Below are 16,265 nucleotides of genomic sequence, written 5' to 3'. Positions count from 1 at the left end.
AAAAAGGGAACCCACACCATGAAGCTTGAAGGGAAACTCGTGCTGCTCACCGGCGCCAGCGGTGGCATAGGTGAGGAGCTGGCACAGGAGCTGGCGGCCCAGGGGGCCCACCTGCTGCTGCACGGACGTCGCGGTCCGGCGCTGGAGCGACTGTGCAAGTCATTGCCTCATCCCGAGCGCCATCAGGTGGTGCTCGCCGACCTCGGCTCTGCCCAGGAGCGGGCTAAGCTGTTGCAGCACCCGGCGCTGGAGAACGGGATCGACATCCTGATCAACAACGCCGGTTGCAACCAGTTTGCCTGGCTGGAAGATCAGAGTGCGGAGCAGGTAGAGCGCCAGCTGCTGCTCAATATCGAGGCGCCGATCCAGCTGACCCGCGCCCTGCTGCCAACCATGCGCAAACCGGGGATCATCATGAACATGGGTTCGAGCCTGGGCAGCATCGGCTACCCCGGTTACAGCGTCTACTGCGCCAGCAAATTTGCCATGCGCGGCTTTAGCGAAGCGCTGGGGCGGGAACTGGAGGGCAGCGGCATCAAGGTGCTGCACTTTGCCCCCCGTGCTACCCGCACCAAACTCAACTCTGAGGCTGCCTACGAGATGAATGCGGCGCTTGGCACCCAGACCGACAGCCCGCAGGAAGTAGCGGAAGAGGCCATCATCGCCCTGTGCAACGAAACCCGCCGCAGCTGGCTCGGCTGGCCGGAAAAACTGTTCGTGCGGCTCAATGCCCTGCTGCCCGGCCTCGTCGACAAAGCGCTGGCCAGACAGCTGCCAATTATCAAACGTTATGCCCGTCATCTTCAGCCAAGGACGACTGATACCAGCGCCAACAGTGCGCCACAACCAGACTTGTCCCGCCCGATCCCGACCAAGAAGGAACATTAATATGAACTTTGTCCGTCAATCAGTTACCTCTTGTGCCATCGCCATCCTGCTGGGATCCACCTCGGTCATGGCCGCGGATGATGCCCTCGCGCCCATCCAGCAACAGTGGGCCGTCTGCCAGTATCAACAGACCGGCAAGGCGAAAGAGAGCTGTCTCGAAAATCTGAGCACCCAGGCCGAAGCGGCCAGCGCCAAGGAGCCTTTTCGCGCCGATCTGCTGATCTGGTCAGCCATTGTCAAGAGCACCTGGGCAGGGGCCAAAGGGGGGCTGGGGGCACTGGGTCTGGTGAAAGAGGCCAAAGCTAAGCTGGAGCTGGCGCTCAAGCAGGATCCCAAGGCGCTGGACGGTTCTGCCTACACCAGTCTGGGCTCTCTCTACTATCAGGTGCCCGGCTGGCCGGTCGGCTTTGGCGATGACGAGAAGGCGGAGCAACTGCTCAAACAGGCGCTGGCCATCAATCCGGATGGCATCGACCCCAACTTCTTCTATGGCGATTTCCTGCTGGATCAGGGTCGCAAGGCCGAGGCCAAAACCTATCTCGACAAAGCTTTCGCTGCCCCGGCCCGTCCGGGCCGCGAAGTCGCTGACGAGGGGCGCAAAATGGAGATCCGCGAAAAGCTAGCCAAGCTATAAACCCCTGATGGATCAAAGATCTATTTAAACTCGGCCCACCAGCTTGCATACTGGTGGGCAGGGTTGTTTATGCCACGGCACGCCTTGGCGCTGAGCCAGATCGCGACCCCCAACAACAAGGGAGAAAAGAATGCGGATCCTGCTGGTAGAAGATGATGTGATGCTGGGAGATGGTATGCAGGATGCACTGCGCCATAGCGGCTATACGGTGGACTGGCTGCAACAGGGGTTGCCCGCCCTGACGGCCCTCAAGAGCGACGAGTTCGCAGCCCTCATTCTCGATCTCAACCTGCCCGATATCGACGGCCTCAGCCTGCTGCGCAAGTTGCGCCGTGAAGGACACCAGCTACCGGTGCTGATCCTCACCGCCCGCGATGCGCTGGACGATAGGGTGGTCGGCCTCGATGCCGGCTCCGACGACTACATGGTCAAGCCCTTCGCCCTGCAGGAGCTCAACGCCCGCCTGCGCGCACTGGTGCGCCGCAGCAAGGGGCAGGCTCAGGCGATGCTGGAGTATGGCGATATCCTCATCTATCCCGAATCCCAGCAGGTCACCTATCAGGGGGAGGCGGTCAAACTCACTCCCCACGAATACAAACTGCTGCAGGAGCTGATCAGCCAGAGCGGCCGGGTGCTGAGCAAGGATCAGCTGCAACAGAGCCTCTATGGCTGGGACGAAGGGGCCGAGAGCAATGCGGTAGAGGTGCATATCCACCATCTGCGCAAGAAGTTCTACAGCGACCTTATCCGCAATATTCGCGGGGTCGGCTATATCATCCCCCAGCTTGATCAGGCAACCCGGAGCCCCGCCAGATGAAACGCCCCCGCTCCATACGACGTTTTTTGCTCACCGGCATCCTGACGCTGGTGGGGCTCAGTCTCACCATCAGCGCAGTGATCGGCTATATGGAGGCGAGCCATGAGATGGAAGAGCTGTTCGATGCCCGTCTCGCCCAGTCAGCCCGCATCACCAACCAGCTGCTGGACCGCTATATGGCCCAGCAGGGGCAGCTTCCGGCCAACGGCACCGTCTATCAGGAGTGGGAACAACAGAACCCCGACAACTGGCAAAAAGATACCAGCCTCAACCTGAGCGGCGAGGATCGGGATACCACCCTCTATGGCCATGAGTTCGAGCGCAATCTCTACTTCCAACTGCTCAACGAGCAGGGCGGGCTACTGCTGCGCTCCCCCAGCGCCCCGGATCAGCCGCTGGTCACCCTGGCACGCGGCTTCGACACAGTTGAAAAAGATCGCCACCAGTGGCGCACCTTCACCCTCTACAACCAGCAGGAGCAGACCTGGCTGGTCGTCGCGGAGCGGGACGACGAGCGCAGCGAGCTGGCCAGCAAGATGGCCACCCTCACCATGCTGCCGCTGCTGATCACCCTGCCCTTCCTGCTGGCCCTGCTCTGGTGGCTCATCACCCGCGGGCTGGCCCCATTGCGCCAGCTGGCACAAGCGATCAGCGAGCGCCATCCGGCCAACCTGAGCCCGCTCAATCTCAAGAGCAGCGCCCATGAACTGACCCCGCTCACCAACGAGATAAACCGCCTGATGCATGCCCTTGCCGAGACCATCGAGCGGGAGAAACAGTTCACCAACGAGGCAGCCCACGAGCTGCGTACCCCGCTGGCGGTGCTGCGGATCCACAGTGAAAATGCCCTGGCGGCCATTGATGACGCCAGCCGCCAACAGTCACTGCACAAGATGCTACAGGCCCTCGACCGCAGCGATCGGTTGATCCGCCAGCTGCTGACCCAGGCCCGTATCGACAACCAGCAGGGGCTGGTATTGACCGAACTGGAGGTGGGCCATCTGCTGCAAGGCACTCTGGCGACCCTGGCGCCCATCGCCCTCAAGAAGGATCAGCAGCTGTCGCTGGAGTGTGAAGTGCCGCTGCTGGTGATGGGTCAGGCCACCCTGCTCGACCTGCTGTTCAGCAACCTGATCGACAATGCGTTGCGCTACACCCAGCCGGAGGGGGAGATCAGGGTGCGGGTGCAGCGGGAGGGTAACCGGGTGAGGGTGGATGTGAGCGACAATGGCCCCGGTATTCCCACCAGCGCCCTGTCGCGACTGTGTGAACGCTTCTTTCGGGTCAATCCCCAGCAGGGGGATGGCGTGGGTCTCGGCATGGCTATCGTCTCGCGCATTGCCCAGCTGCACGGCGCCGATCTCGATGTCCACAACCGGCCGGAAGGGGGGCTGGAGGTGAGTGTGTTACTCCCGCTGCCTCCGGCAAGATAAGCGATAAGCAAACAGCCCGCGATGCGGGCTGTTTGCTTTCAATGACAGGCTGGCTGCACGGTAAAGGTTCGGCTGGAGTCCACAGGCCCCAGCTCTGCCAGCAGGCGGCGACCCAGCAGCACCGGATAGATCATCTTGCTGCGATCCCGCAGGGTGAACCACTCCTCATACACCTTGTCCCCCAGACAGATGGACATGGTCACCGTTGGCCGCTGCTCCATACCGCCTGCCCCGCGCACCGTCACGCTGCGCTCGACCCGCCGTTCGAACTGCTGCTTGATCAGCTTGCCGCTGTCGGCATCGGTCACCACCAGCATGAAGCGCACCCAGGGGTTTCCATCCCGTTTGAATCTGGTGATGGCGCGTGCATCGAGGGAAGAGGTCAGCGCACCAGTGTCGAGTTTCATCTTCACCGCCACCCCGGTAGGCAAAATAAGTCCCTTCTCGATCCAGCCATAGCTGGTCGGGGTCTCTGCCAGCGCACTGCCACACAGTGCCAGCATCAGGGTTATCCCCACCATCATCTTGCCCATTTTACTGCCCTGCCTTATCAATCCAGCGACCAGATCTACCACAGTCGCATCAGTGGTCAATCCGATTTATTTCAGTTACTTGGATAATGCCGGGCAGGTCAGAAGAGAAACGACAAAGAGTGGCCGAACAGCAGCCCAAGCGGGTGGGAATATCGAGGGGGAGCAAGGCACCGAGTGGTGCTAGATGAAGCTGATGGTTAACCTCAGGTTGTGACGCCAAAGGCTACCACAACAATGAGTGAATTATCAGTCTTGTTCTGGCGGGATTTTTGCCTACACTGTTGTAAACCGGAGGCCCTGAAAACCGCCGGTTTTTTTGCGCCTGCCGAAAATTGACCACTGCAAAAGTGACTTTCAACAAGGCTCAATAAGGAATTCGTAATGCGTATCGAAGAAGACTTGAAGCTCGGTTTCAAGGATGTCCTGTTCCGCCCCAAGCGCTCTACTCTCAAGAGCCGTTCCCAAGTCAGCCTGACCCGTCAGTTCACCTTCAAGCACACCCAGACTCAATGGCAAGGCGTTCCCGTTATCGCCGCCAACATGGATACCGTCGGCAGCTTCGCCATGGCCAGAACCCTGGCTGGCTTCGAGATGATGACCGCAGTACACAAGCACTACAGCCTTGAGCAGTGGCAAACCTTCGTCAACGACACCGATCCGGCCCTGCTGGGCCATGTGATGGTATCGACCGGCACCTCGCCGGATGACTTCGCCAAGACGCGTCAGATCCTCGCCATGTCCGAGGCGCTGCGCTTCATCTGTGTCGACGTGGCCAACGGCTACTCCGAGCACTTCGTCGAGTTCGTGCGCAAAATCCGTGAAGCCTGCCCCAACCACGTCATTCTGGCGGGCAACGTAGTGACTGGCGAGATGGTGGAAGAGCTGATCCTCTCTGGCGCCGACATCGTCAAGGTCGGCATCGGCCCGGGCTCGGTCTGCACCACTCGCGTCAAAACCGGCGTTGGCTACCCGCAGCTCTCCGCCATTATCGAATGTGCCGATGCGGCCCACGGCCTCGGTGGCCAGATCGTCGCGGACGGCGGTTGCACTTGTCCGGGCGACGTCGCCAAGGCATTCGGCGGCGGCGCCGACTTCGTGATGCTGGGCGGCATGCTGGCAGCCCACGAGGAGTGCGGCGGCGAGATCGTTGATGTGAACGGCGAGCCCTTCATGAAGTTCTACGGCATGAGCTCCTCCAGCGCCATGGACAAGCACGCCGGTGGTGTTGCCGAGTATCGCGCCTCCGAAGGCAAAACCGTGCTGCTGCCCTATCGTGGTCCGGTCGAGAACGCCGTGCGTGACATTCTGGGCGGCGTGCGCTCAACCTGCACCTACGTCGGTGCCAGCCAGCTGAAAGAACTGACCAAGCGCACCACCTTTATCCGGGTACACGAGCAGGAGAACAACGTCTACGGCAAGGAGTAACTTTCCGCAGACCGCCATCACGCGCTGATGGTTAGAAGCCAATCCACCGGTGTGCTACCCTGCGCACCGGTTTTTTGCATCTGGAACCCCGAGCCATGACCAGCCCCCTGCCCCCCTTTGACTGGGATATTTTCTGTTGCGTCGTAGACAACTTCGGTGACATCGGCGTCACCTGGCGACTGGCCCGCCAGCTGGAGCAGGAGAGGCATGGTAAGGTGCGGCTCTGGGTGGACGATCTGGCAAGCTTTGCCCGCATCTGTCCGGGGCTCGATCCGGCGCAGGATGGCCAGTGGGTCGAGGGCATCTATATCCAACACTGGCATGAGACCCTGTCAACTGACATGACCCCGGCCAAGGTGGTGATCGAAGCCTTTGCCTGCGAGCTGCCCGCCCCCTTCATTGAACGAATGGCCGAGCGGATGGCGAGCCAACCCAAGCCCCCCTGCTGGATCAATCTGGAGTACCTCTCGGCGGAGAGCTGGGTCGAGGATTGCCACGCCCTCGCCTCGCCGCAACGTATCGGCAACCAGAGCCTCAACAAGTTCTTCTTCTTTCCAGGCTTTACGGCTAAAACCGGTGGCCTCTTGTGTGAGCAGGGGCTCATCGCCGAACGAGAGCGGTGGCAACAGGATAAGGCAGGCCTTGCCGCCTACTGGGCCCGTCTCGGTTTGCCAGCGCAACAAGAGCACGAGCTGCGGGTCAGCCTCTTTACCTACGAGAGCGATGCGCTGAAAAGTCTGGTCAACAGCTGGTGCCAGAGCGCTACCCCCATCACCTTGCTGCTGCCGCTGGGCCGCTCGCTACAGGATGTGCTGCGTGGCGCGGGCCTTGAAGGTGCCACCACTACCGCCAAGGCGGGAGATCTGCTCCACTCGGGCAATCTCACCATCAAGCTGCTGCCGATGACCGATCAGGCCGGTTACGATCGGCTGCTATGGAGCTGCGATCTCAATCTGGTGCGCGGGGAGGACTCCTTCGTGCGGGCCCAGTGGGCTGCCCGTCCTTTCCTGTGGCACATCTACCCGCAAGAAGAGCAGGCCCACATGATCAAACTGGACGGTTTTCTCGATCACTATCTGGCCGAACTGCCCGCAGACGCAGCCCAATGGCTACGAAATTTCAGCCATGCCCTCAATCAGGGGGAGGAGACAGGCGAACTTTGGGCCCAATGGCCCCGATATAGCGCCATTTGGCAGCAACATGGGCGAAGCTGGTCACAGAAGTTGCTCAGGGATGGGGATCTCGTCACGCGGTTGGTGAAATTTTTAGAAAGCCGTATATAATCTGGCAGTTTTTATCCGTCCGTTTCACGAACAGGAATTTTTTACATGAAAACCGCACAGGAAATCCGCGCTGGTAACGTAGTCATGATCGGTACCGAGCCGATGGTGGTTCAGAAGGCTGAATTCAACAAATCCGGCCGTAACTCCGCCGTGGTCAAAATGAAGCTCAAAGGCCTGCTGAACGGCAGCGCCACCGAGACCGTCTTCAAGGCCGACGACAAGCTGGACGTGGTTCAGCTGGAGCGTAAAGAGTGCACCTACTCTTACTACTCCGATCCCCTGTATGTCTTTATGGATACCGAGTACAACCAGTACGACATCGAGAAAGACAACCTGGGTGACGCGCTGAACTACCTGGTAGACGGTATGGAAGACATCTGCGAAGTAACTTTCTACAACGAGAAAGCCATCTCCGTGGAACTGCCGACCACTATCGTTCGCGAAGTTGAGTACACCGAGCCGTCCGCTCGTGGCGACACTTCCGGTAAAGTGACCAAGCCTGCCCGTCTGAAGGGCACTACCTACGAGCTGGCTGTTGCCGCCTTCGTAGAGATCGGTGACAAGATCGAAATCGACAGCCGCACCGGCGAATTCAAGCGTCGCGTCAACTAATTGATTGCTTTGTCTTGAGTGCAAAAAAAGCGAGCCAACGGCTCGCTTTTTTATTGCTTCCGCTTTGCTATCACACTGCCCGCCTTCAGAAAATCCTGCCGCCGCCGCTAACCCTGTTAACCGGGGGTGCATACTATGGCCAGATTATCCTTATCACTGCTGTTATTGACCTTGCTGGCTGGCAACGTGACGCAAGCGAGCGAAGTCACCCCCCCCGTCGCTGCACCACTCCCTCTCGATCACTGGCAAGCCAGCGACTGGAAAGGGCTGCCCGATGCCACCCAGATCGACAAGCAGACTGTGCTGTTTGCCAAACACGACAGTGAAAACTATCTGGGGCTGGCCATTTTGCTGCCAGACTGGCAGCGCAGCGGCCAGCTGTGGCAACTGACCCGCACCCTTGGCCAGCTGGGCTTTGATACCCTGCTGCTGCTCCCCTCCCCCCAGCAGGCCGAATTCGACCCCGCCGCCGAGAAAAAAGCGAAAAACAGCGACGAATTTCGCAAGCAGTTTGCCGAGCGGATCAGCAAGCTGGCCGATGCCAAGCTGCAAGAGGGGGGCTTCAAGCTGATCCTGGCGCAAGGCACCGGCGCCGCCTGGACTGCCAATCTCATCGCCAGCGAACAGTTGCCCGCCCCCGATGCGCTGGTGCTGCTCGACGGCTTCTTCCCCAATCAGCAGAGTAATCAGATGCTGGCCAAACAGGTGGCGCAGGCTGCCATCCCCACCCTCGATCTCTATCAGGAGGATGGCGGCCGCTGGCCACTCTTAGCCGCAGAGGCCCGTAGAAGCGAGAGCCGGCGCAGCCACAAACTCAACTATCGCCCCTACGCGCTAATGGAACTGGAGGAGACCCCCACCCGCATTCAGGGGTGGCTCAATCACTTGGGCTGGCTCTAAGCAGACCCCACCGCAGCAACCATCAGGCGCCAAAGCGCGCGCAAGCTCACATCTGCCGGATAAAGCCCAGTCATAACGCAGGTGCGGGCTGGCCCTGATGGTCGGCTCTTTGGCATCATGGCCCCTCGATCCGGAAAAATGGCAGGCAGGTCCATGCAGCAAATCGTATTTCTCGACAGCGATACCCTGGATGCGGGCATCACCCTGCATCACCCAGACTTCCCCCACCACTGGCAGAGCTATCCGCGTACCGCCCCGGAACAGGTGGTGGAGCGGCTGAAAGATGCCAGCATCGCCATCATTAACAAGGTGCGGATCGGTGCCGCAGAGCTGGCTCAATTGCCGGAGCTCAAGCTTATCGCACTGGCTGCCACCGGCAGTGACAACGTGGATCTGGCAGCATGCCACGCCGCCAACGTCGGGGTGTGCAACATCCGTAACTACTCGGGCCCCTCGGTGCCGGAGCACGCCATGGCGCTGATGCTGGCCCTGTCGCGCAACCTCTTCTGCTGGCGCCAGTCGCTGCTGGAAGGGCGCTGGCAACAGAGCGGCCAATTTTGCTTCTTCGACCACAACATCATGGATCTGCACGGCAAGCAGATCGGCATCATCGGCAAGGGCACCCTTGGCCAAGCGCTTGGCGAGCGTGCCAAAGGGATGGGGATGACGGTGCGCTACGCCCAGAGTCAGGTTGGCGCCAGCCACGATGAGGATCGCCTGCCCCTCGATGAACTGCTGCAAAGCTCGGACGTGATCAGCCTGCACTGCCCGCTCACCCCCTACACCCGCAACCTGATTGGCGAGCGGGAGCTGGGGCTGATGAAAGCGGGGGCTTTGCTGATCAACGTCGGCCGCGGTGGACTGGTGGATGAGGAGGCGCTGCTGCAAGCGTTGGCCAATGGCCAGCTCGGTGGCGCAGGCTTCGATGTGGCGAGTGTCGAACCTCCGCCCCCCGATCACCCGCTGATGAAGGCCCTGCAATACCCCCACTTCATTCTGACCCCTCATGTGGCTTGGGCCAGCGAGGAGTCGATGCAGCGCTTGGCCGATCAACTGATCGATAACATCAACGCTTTCGCTGCCGGTCGCCGCCAGCACCGGCTGGTCTGAACCACAGCGCTGCAATCTGCATCCAGCAGCGCCCCCCAGGTCAACGGATTTGCATCTGCTCACCCTGCGCAGCGTATCAGAGCAAAGCGTGGCATCCAGATGAAGGTGCAAGTGAGGGTGAAGGCTTAGCCCCTGAACGAACCCGCACTAAAACATGATCTGCAGATCAAAAAAATCCCCGCCGGACAAGGCGGGGATTTTTGTATAAGAGCCGGGCCAACAGGCCACTGGCTATCAGTGTTAAATACGGAACATGCCGACCTGATTGCTCAACTCCCCCGAAATATTTTTAAGTTGTTCAGAGAGATGACGGGAGCTGTCCGCATCTACCGCCAGTTCGTCGGACACATCTTTCACCGCTTGAATGTTGCGACTGACCTCATCGGTGACGGCCCGTTGCTCTTCAGCCGCGCTGGAGATCTGGGTCGCCATGTCGGAGATCTGGTTGATCGAGGTGGTGATCTGCTCCAGCGCATGGGTGGCATTGTTGGCATCATCCACACTGTTTTGTGCCAGCTGTTGCCCTTCGTGCATGGTGCTGACAGCCCCCTGGGTGTTGCGCTGCAGAGTCTCGATCATGCTGCGGATCTCGACGGTGGAGCTGTGGGTACGCTGTGACAATACCCGCACCTCGTCGGCGACCACCGCAAAACCACGACCCTGTTCACCCGCCCGGGCGGCTTCAATCGCCGCGTTCAATGCCAGCAGGTTAGTCTGCTCGGCAATGCCCTGAATGGTAGAAAGGATGGTGTTGATCTCCTGAGCGTTCTTCTCCAATTCCTGAATGATGTTGGAGGCCTGCTCTACCTGGGTCGCCAGATCAGTGATGGAGCGCTGATTGCGAGCGATCACCTGCTTGCCGTGCTCACAACTACTAGAAGACGAGCGAGCCGCATCTGCTGTCTGCTCAGCGTTACTGGCTACCTCGACCGCAGTGGCTGACATTTCGTGTACCGCAGTGGCGATCTGGGAGATCTCGTTTTGCTGGCGTGCCAGCCCCTGATTGGCCTTCTCCGCCATGCTGTGGGAGGACTTGGCCTGCTGGTTGAGTTGACCGGAGGAGTTGGAGATATCCTGCACCATTACATGGATCCGGTCGATGAAGGTGTTGACGTGTTTGGCAACGGCGCCCACCTCATCTTCACGCTCGATCTTGATGCGGCGGGTCAGATCGCCGTTGCCACGGGAGAGATCGGCAATCGCCTCGCCCAAGGTTTTCAGGGGGGCCAGCGAGCCGTTGATGGCGACATAGGAGAAGCCAGCCACGATCAGTATGGTGATGAGCCCCTGAATGAGGGAGGAGGTGACCATGCTGCGTACCGACTGGTAGGCGGTCTGTTCATCCACCATCATGCCGTAATACCAGCTGGTATTAGGGATCGCGTTGAAGTCAAAGACCTCTTTCTTGCCGCTGATCACCAGCTCGTTGATCATGCCGTCATGGGCAATCTGGTTGATGTAAGAGGCGGTCAACTCGGGTGCCAGAGCAGTGGCGGGTTTCAAGCTCAGGGAGGCATCAGGGTGCGCGATAATGGTGCCATTGCTGTCTACCAGAATGGCATAAGTCCCTTCGGAGCTGACCGCCAGAATATCCGAGATAAGAGCGCTGATAGAGACGTCACCGGCGATGACTCCCTGGGTGTTGCCACGCTGAAACGGCTCGGCAATGGTCACGATCAACTGGCCACTGGAGATATCGGCATAGGGCGCCGTGATGACCAGTTTGCCTGCCGCCATGGCATCTTGGTACCAGGGGCGTTGACGGGGGTCATAACCGGCGGGCAGGTTGGTGGGGTTGCTCTGGATCATCTTGCCATCTGCGGTACCGGCATAGACCAGATCGAAGCCACCGGCGCTCATCGACTGGGCCAGATGGCTGATGGGCTCATCTTCTTTGGCGAATGCCTCCTTGGTGGTGCTGACTATGCTGATCCGGGAGTCGACCCAGCGGGAGATTCCCTTGACATTGGCCATGGAGCTTTCGTCAATGATGTTCCAGACCAGACGCTGGGTTTCACTGCGCAGTTGCGTGGTGTTGTACCAGACTTGCAGGCCGGTGATCACCAGAATGATGATCCCTATCGCAAGGACCAGCTTGTTTTTTATGGATAAGTTCATGGTTACATCCTTGTGAGCGTCAGTCAGAGTGTGTATGTGCAAGTTATTGTTATGAGCCAGTAGCTATCGGCCGTTGTTGAACTTTTTGTATCCCGAACTGCTATTTAAAGTTAGTGCCTAAATCAGTGCTTATCCATATGTGTATCGCGCCCTCATGGCACCAGCAAACGATCAGGTCGATTGGTAAAGATTCCATCGACCCCCATGCTGGCGAGAATTTCATAATCCTCAGGATAATCAACGGTATAAACCAGCACCTTTAACCCGCGCCTATGGGCATCTTCAACCAGCATCCGGTCGACAAAATCCACATCGCAATTGAGTGACCAGGCCCCCAGATCTTCGGCAAACTGCGCCAGTGTAAACGGCAGATTGGCGGTCAGGGCGCCGAGCCGGATATCGGGCCGCAAAGCAGCAAATCGGGCCAGCTCAGGGTGGTGGAAGGAGGAGACCACCCACTGACAGGCAGCAAAACCGAGCTCTGTTTCTGCCCGCAGGGTCAGGGCTGCCACCGCGTCGGCGGTATGAGCGCCCTTGAGCTCAATGTGAAGTTCACAGCGTCCGGCGATGATCTCCATCACCTGCCACAGGGTCGGGATCACCTCCCCCTCACCGGCATCGAGCTGCTCCAGATAAGCGCGAGCTTGTTCGGTCAGTACCCCCTTGCCGTTGCTGCAGCGTTCCAACCGCCGATCGTGGAATACCCACAACTCGCCATCGGCCGCCTGCACGTCGATCTCGATAGCTGGCGCTCCCAACTCCAGCGCTTTGGCCATCGCCTTGAGGGTGTTCTCCGGTGCCAGACCGCTGGCGCCACGGTGGGCAATAATCTGCATATTCCGCTCCTTTTACCTCGCGGGTCAGCCGCGGCTCAGGTGAATGTCAATCTGTTGATAGCTCTCGTACAGCTTCTGATTTTCCGGGGTATTGCTCTTGGGCACGCACTGCAACAGGGTTTCGGCTTGTGCCGCTGGCGACATTAACACCAAAGAGAGCAACAGGAGGGTGAGCTGGCGTTGCAACATGAGGCTCGTTTCCATTCAGAAGAGGTGGCCCTAGCCTAAAACAGCTCAGGGAGACGGGTAAAGCCGTCTACATTAATGATTCATAACATAAATAACAGGCAGTTATTGCGCTGTTTCGCTATTATCCTCGCCGCTTTCCCTCCACTGAGCCGAACATGTCAGCTGTTGATCTGGGCACTGCCCCACTATCTCGCCTTTTCTGGCGTTACGTAACCCCGACCGTGGCTGCCATGCTGATCACCGGCATCTATGTCACCATCGATGGCATCTTCGTTGGCCACTTGCTCGGTCAGGATGGCATGGCCGGTCTTATGCTGGCCTATCCCATCTGCGCCGTGCTCTATGCGGTGGGGGCCCTGATCGGCATGGGAGCCTCGTCGCTGGTCTCCTTTTATCTGGGGCAGGGCAACCCGGCCAAAGCCCGCCATATCGTCGGCAATGCGCTGGTGATGGTACTGCTGGCCTCGGCGTTGCTCAGCTTTATCGGGGTCCGCTATGGCGAGCCCATGCTGGCCTGGATGGGGGCGGAAGGGGAGATCTTCACGGCAGGTCTTGCTTATCTGCAGGCCTACGCCTGGCTCGGGGTGTTTGCGGTGCTGTCGATGGCATTCAGCTCACTGCTGCGCAACGATGGCCGACCCGGGTTTGTCACCATCATCATGGTGGTAGGAGGATTACTTAATGTGGGGCTCGATTATCTGCTGATGGTGGTGTTCCCGTTCGGGCTGGCCGGGGTGGCAACGGCCACCATGATCTCCCAGGCCGTCACCGGCCTCGCCTGTCTGTGGCACTTCTTCACGCCGCACAGCCAGCTGCGGATCAGCTGGGACACCCTGCGCCCTGATTTCACGCTGATGGCCGAAACGGTGCGACTCGGGGTATCGAGCTTTCTGATGTACCTCTACCTCTCGGTGGTACTGGCGCTGCATAACAAGGCGCTGCTAGCGGTGGGTACTTCGCTGCATGTGGCCGCCTACGGGGTGATCAGCTACACCGAGGCGTTCTTTTATCTGGTGTTCGAGGGGATCGCCATGGGCATCCAGCCCATCGCCAGCTTTAACGCCGGGGCGGGTCACTGGCAGCGGGTGTTGCGGGTGCGCAATCTGGCCCTCGGGGTGACGTTGGGGATCGCCCTGTGCGCCATGATACCGCTCTATCTATGGCCGGAAGGCGCGGTTTATCTGTTTGCCGGTGACAACGCAACCTTGCTGCCGGTGGCTAGCCTCGGGATCTGGCTCTATTTCTGGGGGTTGCCGATGGAAGGGTTACTGCTGGTGGGGGCCACCTATTTCCAGGCCATCAACCGTGCGCGCATCGCTTCACTGCTCACCGGCGGCAAGCTGGTGCTGATCGGTGGCTTCTTGTGGGGGTTCTCGACCCTGTGGGGGGTACCCGGCGTCTGGTTGGCGCTACCGACTTGCAGCTCGTTGCTGGTACTGGTGATGTGGCGGGCGATGCGCAAGGAGTCAAGGGCACACCCATTGGCCGGATAGATAGATGAATGTGCAGGGCGGGTAACACCCTGCACATTCATATAAGGGATGCCGGTTCGTCGGGGGAATGTGTCGCCAAACATGGCGCAAGCCATCGTCAGCATCCATCGATAACATATTCTCTTAGGCACAAAAACGGCCCTGTTTTCAACAAAACAGGGCCGTTTTTCATGCTATCAGAGCGGCTTTTGCCACAAGGTCAGCAGCAGATCCTGTTCCAGTTCATCCGGCCCTTGCTGGATAAAGGCATGGCGTTGTTCGCCAGTGGCTCGCCAGCCAAGACGGCTGGTTTCCAGAATAAAGCTGCGCAGGGCTTGATCCATCTGCAGAGCGAATTGGCAGCGCTGTTGCCCCATTGCAGTCAGCCCCGGCAAAGTGGGCCAACTCAGGGGATGCTCCATGCTCACCGGGTTGAGGCTGACCCGCAGTTGCCACTGATGACGCGGACCCGGCTGCAAATAGAGCAGGTAACCGCCTGGGGCCAACCAGTCCGCCAGCAGTTCGCTCTTGACCTTGAGGTCATTGACCAGCAACACCTGTGCTTTACCCGGTTGTAACGGGGCACGGGCAGGATCGGCAATGACAAACTGGTTCTCTGGCTGGGCCTTTTTGGCAGCAAAGATGGTGTTCTTGGCAATATCGATGCCACTAAACTGCCAACCGGGCAGGCGTGCAGCCAGCGCACGGCAATAGTAACCCTCGCCACAGCCCAGATGGATCAGCTCTTGCTCGGGCAGGTTGGAGAGCAGACCCACCATTGCCTCGACCAGTGGCAGCTGGTGCCCCTGCTCCAAAAAGTGGTGTTTGGCGCGCATCAGCGCACGGCTGTCGCTGTCTTTAGGATTTTTATTACCGGGGATCAGATCCAGATAACCTTCCGGAGCCGGATCAAAGTGGTGTTTGTTGTCGCAATAGCGGCCTTGAGAGGCCTCATGAAGATGGAGCGGACTGCGGCAACGGGGGCATTGAAGATGCATACAAACTCTCTTGGCTGACGCCATGGTACAGGGAAGGGCGTTCGGGATTATAGGGGAGAGGATCCAAAAAGGCTGCCGTAGCAGCCTTTTTGATCCCAAGACCATTATCCGGTCATTGGTTCAACAATCAGCGGGTGCCAAAAACCACTATGGTTTTGCCATGGGCAGAGATGAGCTCCTGCTCTTCCAGCATCTTGAGGATGCGGCCCACAGTCTCACGAGAACAGCCGACAATCTGGCCGATCTCCTGACGGGTGATCTTGATCTGCATGCCATCCGGATGGGTCATGGCATCTGGCTGGGTAGCCAGGTTGAGCAAGGTCTGGGCGATCCGGCCGGTCACATCCAGGAAAGCGAGGTTACCCACTTTCTGGCTGGTATGTTGCAAGCGTTTGGCCATTTGACCGGAGAGACGCAGCAGAATATCCGGGTTGACCTGGATCAACTGGCGGAACTTCTTGTAGGAGATCTCTGCGACTTCACAGGAGCCCTTAGCACGCACCCAAGCAGAACGCTCAGGATTGTCATTTTCTTCGAACATCCCCATTTCGCCCAAGAAGTCGCCCTGGTTCAAATAGGAGAGGATCATCTCTTTGCCCTCATCGTCCTTGATCAAGACGGCCACCGTACCCTTGACGATGTAATAGAGGGTCTCCGCTTTTTCACCCGCATGGATCAGGGTGCTCTTGGCGGGATACTTATGAATGTGGCAGTGCGACAAGAACCATTCCAGGGTGGGATCGCTTTGCGGTTTGCCAATGACCATGAGAATTCCTCTGTAGTGTCTTTTTATGGACTTGTGCGTCCGGGCAAGCTGCCAATCTTGCCATTCCTTGTATTAGTCGCAGTAGGATAAGAGCCTTTGTCTGTGCTGACAAGGCTTTGCGGGCTTTTGAAAGAGCCCTTTGAGTAATGCCTGCTGCGCTGCGTGGGTCATTCTAGGGAAGATGGCGGTAACAGATGTTGATTTTGATCTATTTCCCTCCCAACTCGTCGCTTTCTGAGCATCAGGCGCAG

At 58.9% G+C, this 16,265-nt stretch carries 16 protein-coding genes; 10 read left to right on the top strand and 6 right to left on the bottom strand.

Going from position 1 to position 16,265, the window contains the following annotated elements:
• Window positions 1–18: 18 nt before the first annotated feature.
• From BN1135_RS16210 to BN1135_RS16195, 4 genes are all read left to right on the top strand, one after another.
• Window positions 19–888 carry an SDR family oxidoreductase gene (locus BN1135_RS16210; RefSeq protein ID WP_042022920.1) on the top strand — a complete coding sequence of 290 codons (870 nt, stop codon included), beginning with the start codon at window positions 19–21 and terminating at the stop codon, window positions 886–888.
• Window position 889: 1 nt separating this feature from the next.
• Window positions 890–1,522 carry a tetratricopeptide repeat protein gene (locus BN1135_RS16205; protein ID WP_042022919.1) on the top strand — a complete coding sequence of 211 codons (633 nt, stop codon included), beginning with the start codon at window positions 890–892 and terminating at the stop codon, window positions 1,520–1,522.
• 130 nt (window positions 1,523–1,652) lie between these two features.
• Entirely contained in the window at window positions 1,653–2,339 is a 687-nt protein-coding gene (locus BN1135_RS16200; RefSeq protein WP_042022917.1) for a response regulator, read from the top strand.
• Entirely contained in the window at window positions 2,336–3,772 is a 1,437-nt protein-coding gene (locus BN1135_RS16195) for an ATP-binding protein (RefSeq protein ID WP_042022916.1), read from the top strand. The genes BN1135_RS16200 and BN1135_RS16195 overlap by 4 nt, the downstream gene beginning before the upstream one ends.
• 38 nt (window positions 3,773–3,810) lie before the next feature.
• On the opposite strand, the gene rloA3 is transcribed toward BN1135_RS16195, so the two are convergent.
• Window positions 3,811–4,305: a retropepsin-like aspartic peptidase RloA3 gene (rloA3, locus tag BN1135_RS16190; protein WP_082186823.1), complete on the bottom strand. Its 495-nt coding sequence runs from the start codon at window positions 4,303–4,305 to the stop codon at window positions 3,811–3,813.
• Window positions 4,306–4,686: 381 nt separating this feature from the next.
• Here rloA3 and BN1135_RS16185 point away from each other — a divergent pair, with 381 nt between their 5' ends.
• The 5 genes from BN1135_RS16185 (at window position 4,687) to BN1135_RS16165 (ending at window position 9,635) form a co-directional block, all read left to right on the top strand.
• The gene (locus BN1135_RS16185; RefSeq protein ID WP_042022914.1) at window positions 4,687–5,730 is read left to right on the top strand and encodes a GMP reductase; all 1,044 of its coding nucleotides are present in this window, start codon (window positions 4,687–4,689) and stop codon (window positions 5,728–5,730) included.
• A 95-nt stretch (window positions 5,731–5,825) separates the two neighbouring features.
• Window positions 5,826–7,013: an elongation factor P maturation arginine rhamnosyltransferase EarP gene (earP, locus tag BN1135_RS16180; protein WP_042022912.1), complete on the top strand. Its 1,188-nt coding sequence runs from the start codon at window positions 5,826–5,828 to the stop codon at window positions 7,011–7,013.
• A gap of 45 nt (window positions 7,014–7,058) precedes the next feature.
• A complete protein-coding gene (gene efp / locus BN1135_RS16175; RefSeq protein ID WP_042022911.1) occupies window positions 7,059–7,625 on the top strand; it encodes an elongation factor P in 567 nt (188 codons plus the stop codon).
• 135 nt (window positions 7,626–7,760) lie between these two features.
• Window positions 7,761–8,525: a DUF3530 family protein gene (locus tag BN1135_RS16170; protein WP_042022909.1), complete on the top strand. Its 765-nt coding sequence runs from the start codon at window positions 7,761–7,763 to the stop codon at window positions 8,523–8,525.
• Window positions 8,526–8,678: 153 nt separating this feature from the next.
• Window positions 8,679–9,635 carry a D-2-hydroxyacid dehydrogenase gene (locus BN1135_RS16165; RefSeq protein ID WP_042022907.1) on the top strand — a complete coding sequence of 319 codons (957 nt, stop codon included), beginning with the start codon at window positions 8,679–8,681 and terminating at the stop codon, window positions 9,633–9,635.
• 240 nt (window positions 9,636–9,875) lie between these two features.
• On the opposite strand, the gene BN1135_RS16160 is transcribed toward BN1135_RS16165, so the two are convergent.
• The 3 genes from BN1135_RS16160 to BN1135_RS22220 form a co-directional block, all read right to left on the bottom strand.
• On the bottom strand, window positions 9,876–11,753 hold the full coding sequence (locus BN1135_RS16160; RefSeq protein WP_042022906.1) for a methyl-accepting chemotaxis protein: 1,878 nt from the start codon (window positions 11,751–11,753) through the stop codon (window positions 9,876–9,878).
• 152 nt (window positions 11,754–11,905) lie between these two features.
• Window positions 11,906–12,589 carry a glycerophosphodiester phosphodiesterase gene (locus BN1135_RS16155; protein WP_042022904.1) on the bottom strand — a complete coding sequence of 228 codons (684 nt, stop codon included), beginning with the start codon at window positions 12,587–12,589 and terminating at the stop codon, window positions 11,906–11,908.
• A 24-nt stretch (window positions 12,590–12,613) separates the two neighbouring features.
• The gene (locus BN1135_RS22220; protein ID WP_157774558.1) at window positions 12,614–12,778 is read right to left on the bottom strand and encodes a hypothetical protein; all 165 of its coding nucleotides are present in this window, start codon (window positions 12,776–12,778) and stop codon (window positions 12,614–12,616) included.
• Window positions 12,779–12,933: 155 nt separating this feature from the next.
• Here BN1135_RS22220 and BN1135_RS16150 point away from each other — a divergent pair, with 155 nt between their 5' ends.
• Window positions 12,934–14,271, top strand: coding sequence for an MATE family efflux transporter (locus BN1135_RS16150; RefSeq protein WP_042022902.1), 1,338 nt, complete (start codon window positions 12,934–12,936; stop codon window positions 14,269–14,271).
• A 176-nt stretch (window positions 14,272–14,447) separates the two neighbouring features.
• On the opposite strand, the gene BN1135_RS16145 is transcribed toward BN1135_RS16150, so the two are convergent.
• Both BN1135_RS16145 and crp read right to left on the bottom strand, forming a co-directional pair.
• Window positions 14,448–15,248: a putative RNA methyltransferase gene (locus tag BN1135_RS16145; protein ID WP_042022900.1), complete on the bottom strand. Its 801-nt coding sequence runs from the start codon at window positions 15,246–15,248 to the stop codon at window positions 14,448–14,450.
• 127 nt (window positions 15,249–15,375) lie between these two features.
• A complete protein-coding gene (gene crp, locus BN1135_RS16140; protein WP_042022897.1) occupies window positions 15,376–16,014 on the bottom strand; it encodes a cAMP-activated global transcriptional regulator CRP in 639 nt (212 codons plus the stop codon).
• Window positions 16,015–16,265: the final 251 nt, after the last annotated feature.

The organism is Aeromonas sobria (assembly GCF_000820145.1).
Taxonomy (GTDB): domain Bacteria; phylum Pseudomonadota; class Gammaproteobacteria; order Enterobacterales; family Aeromonadaceae; genus Aeromonas; species Aeromonas sobria.
This window is presented reverse-complemented; position numbering and strand designations above follow the sequence as displayed.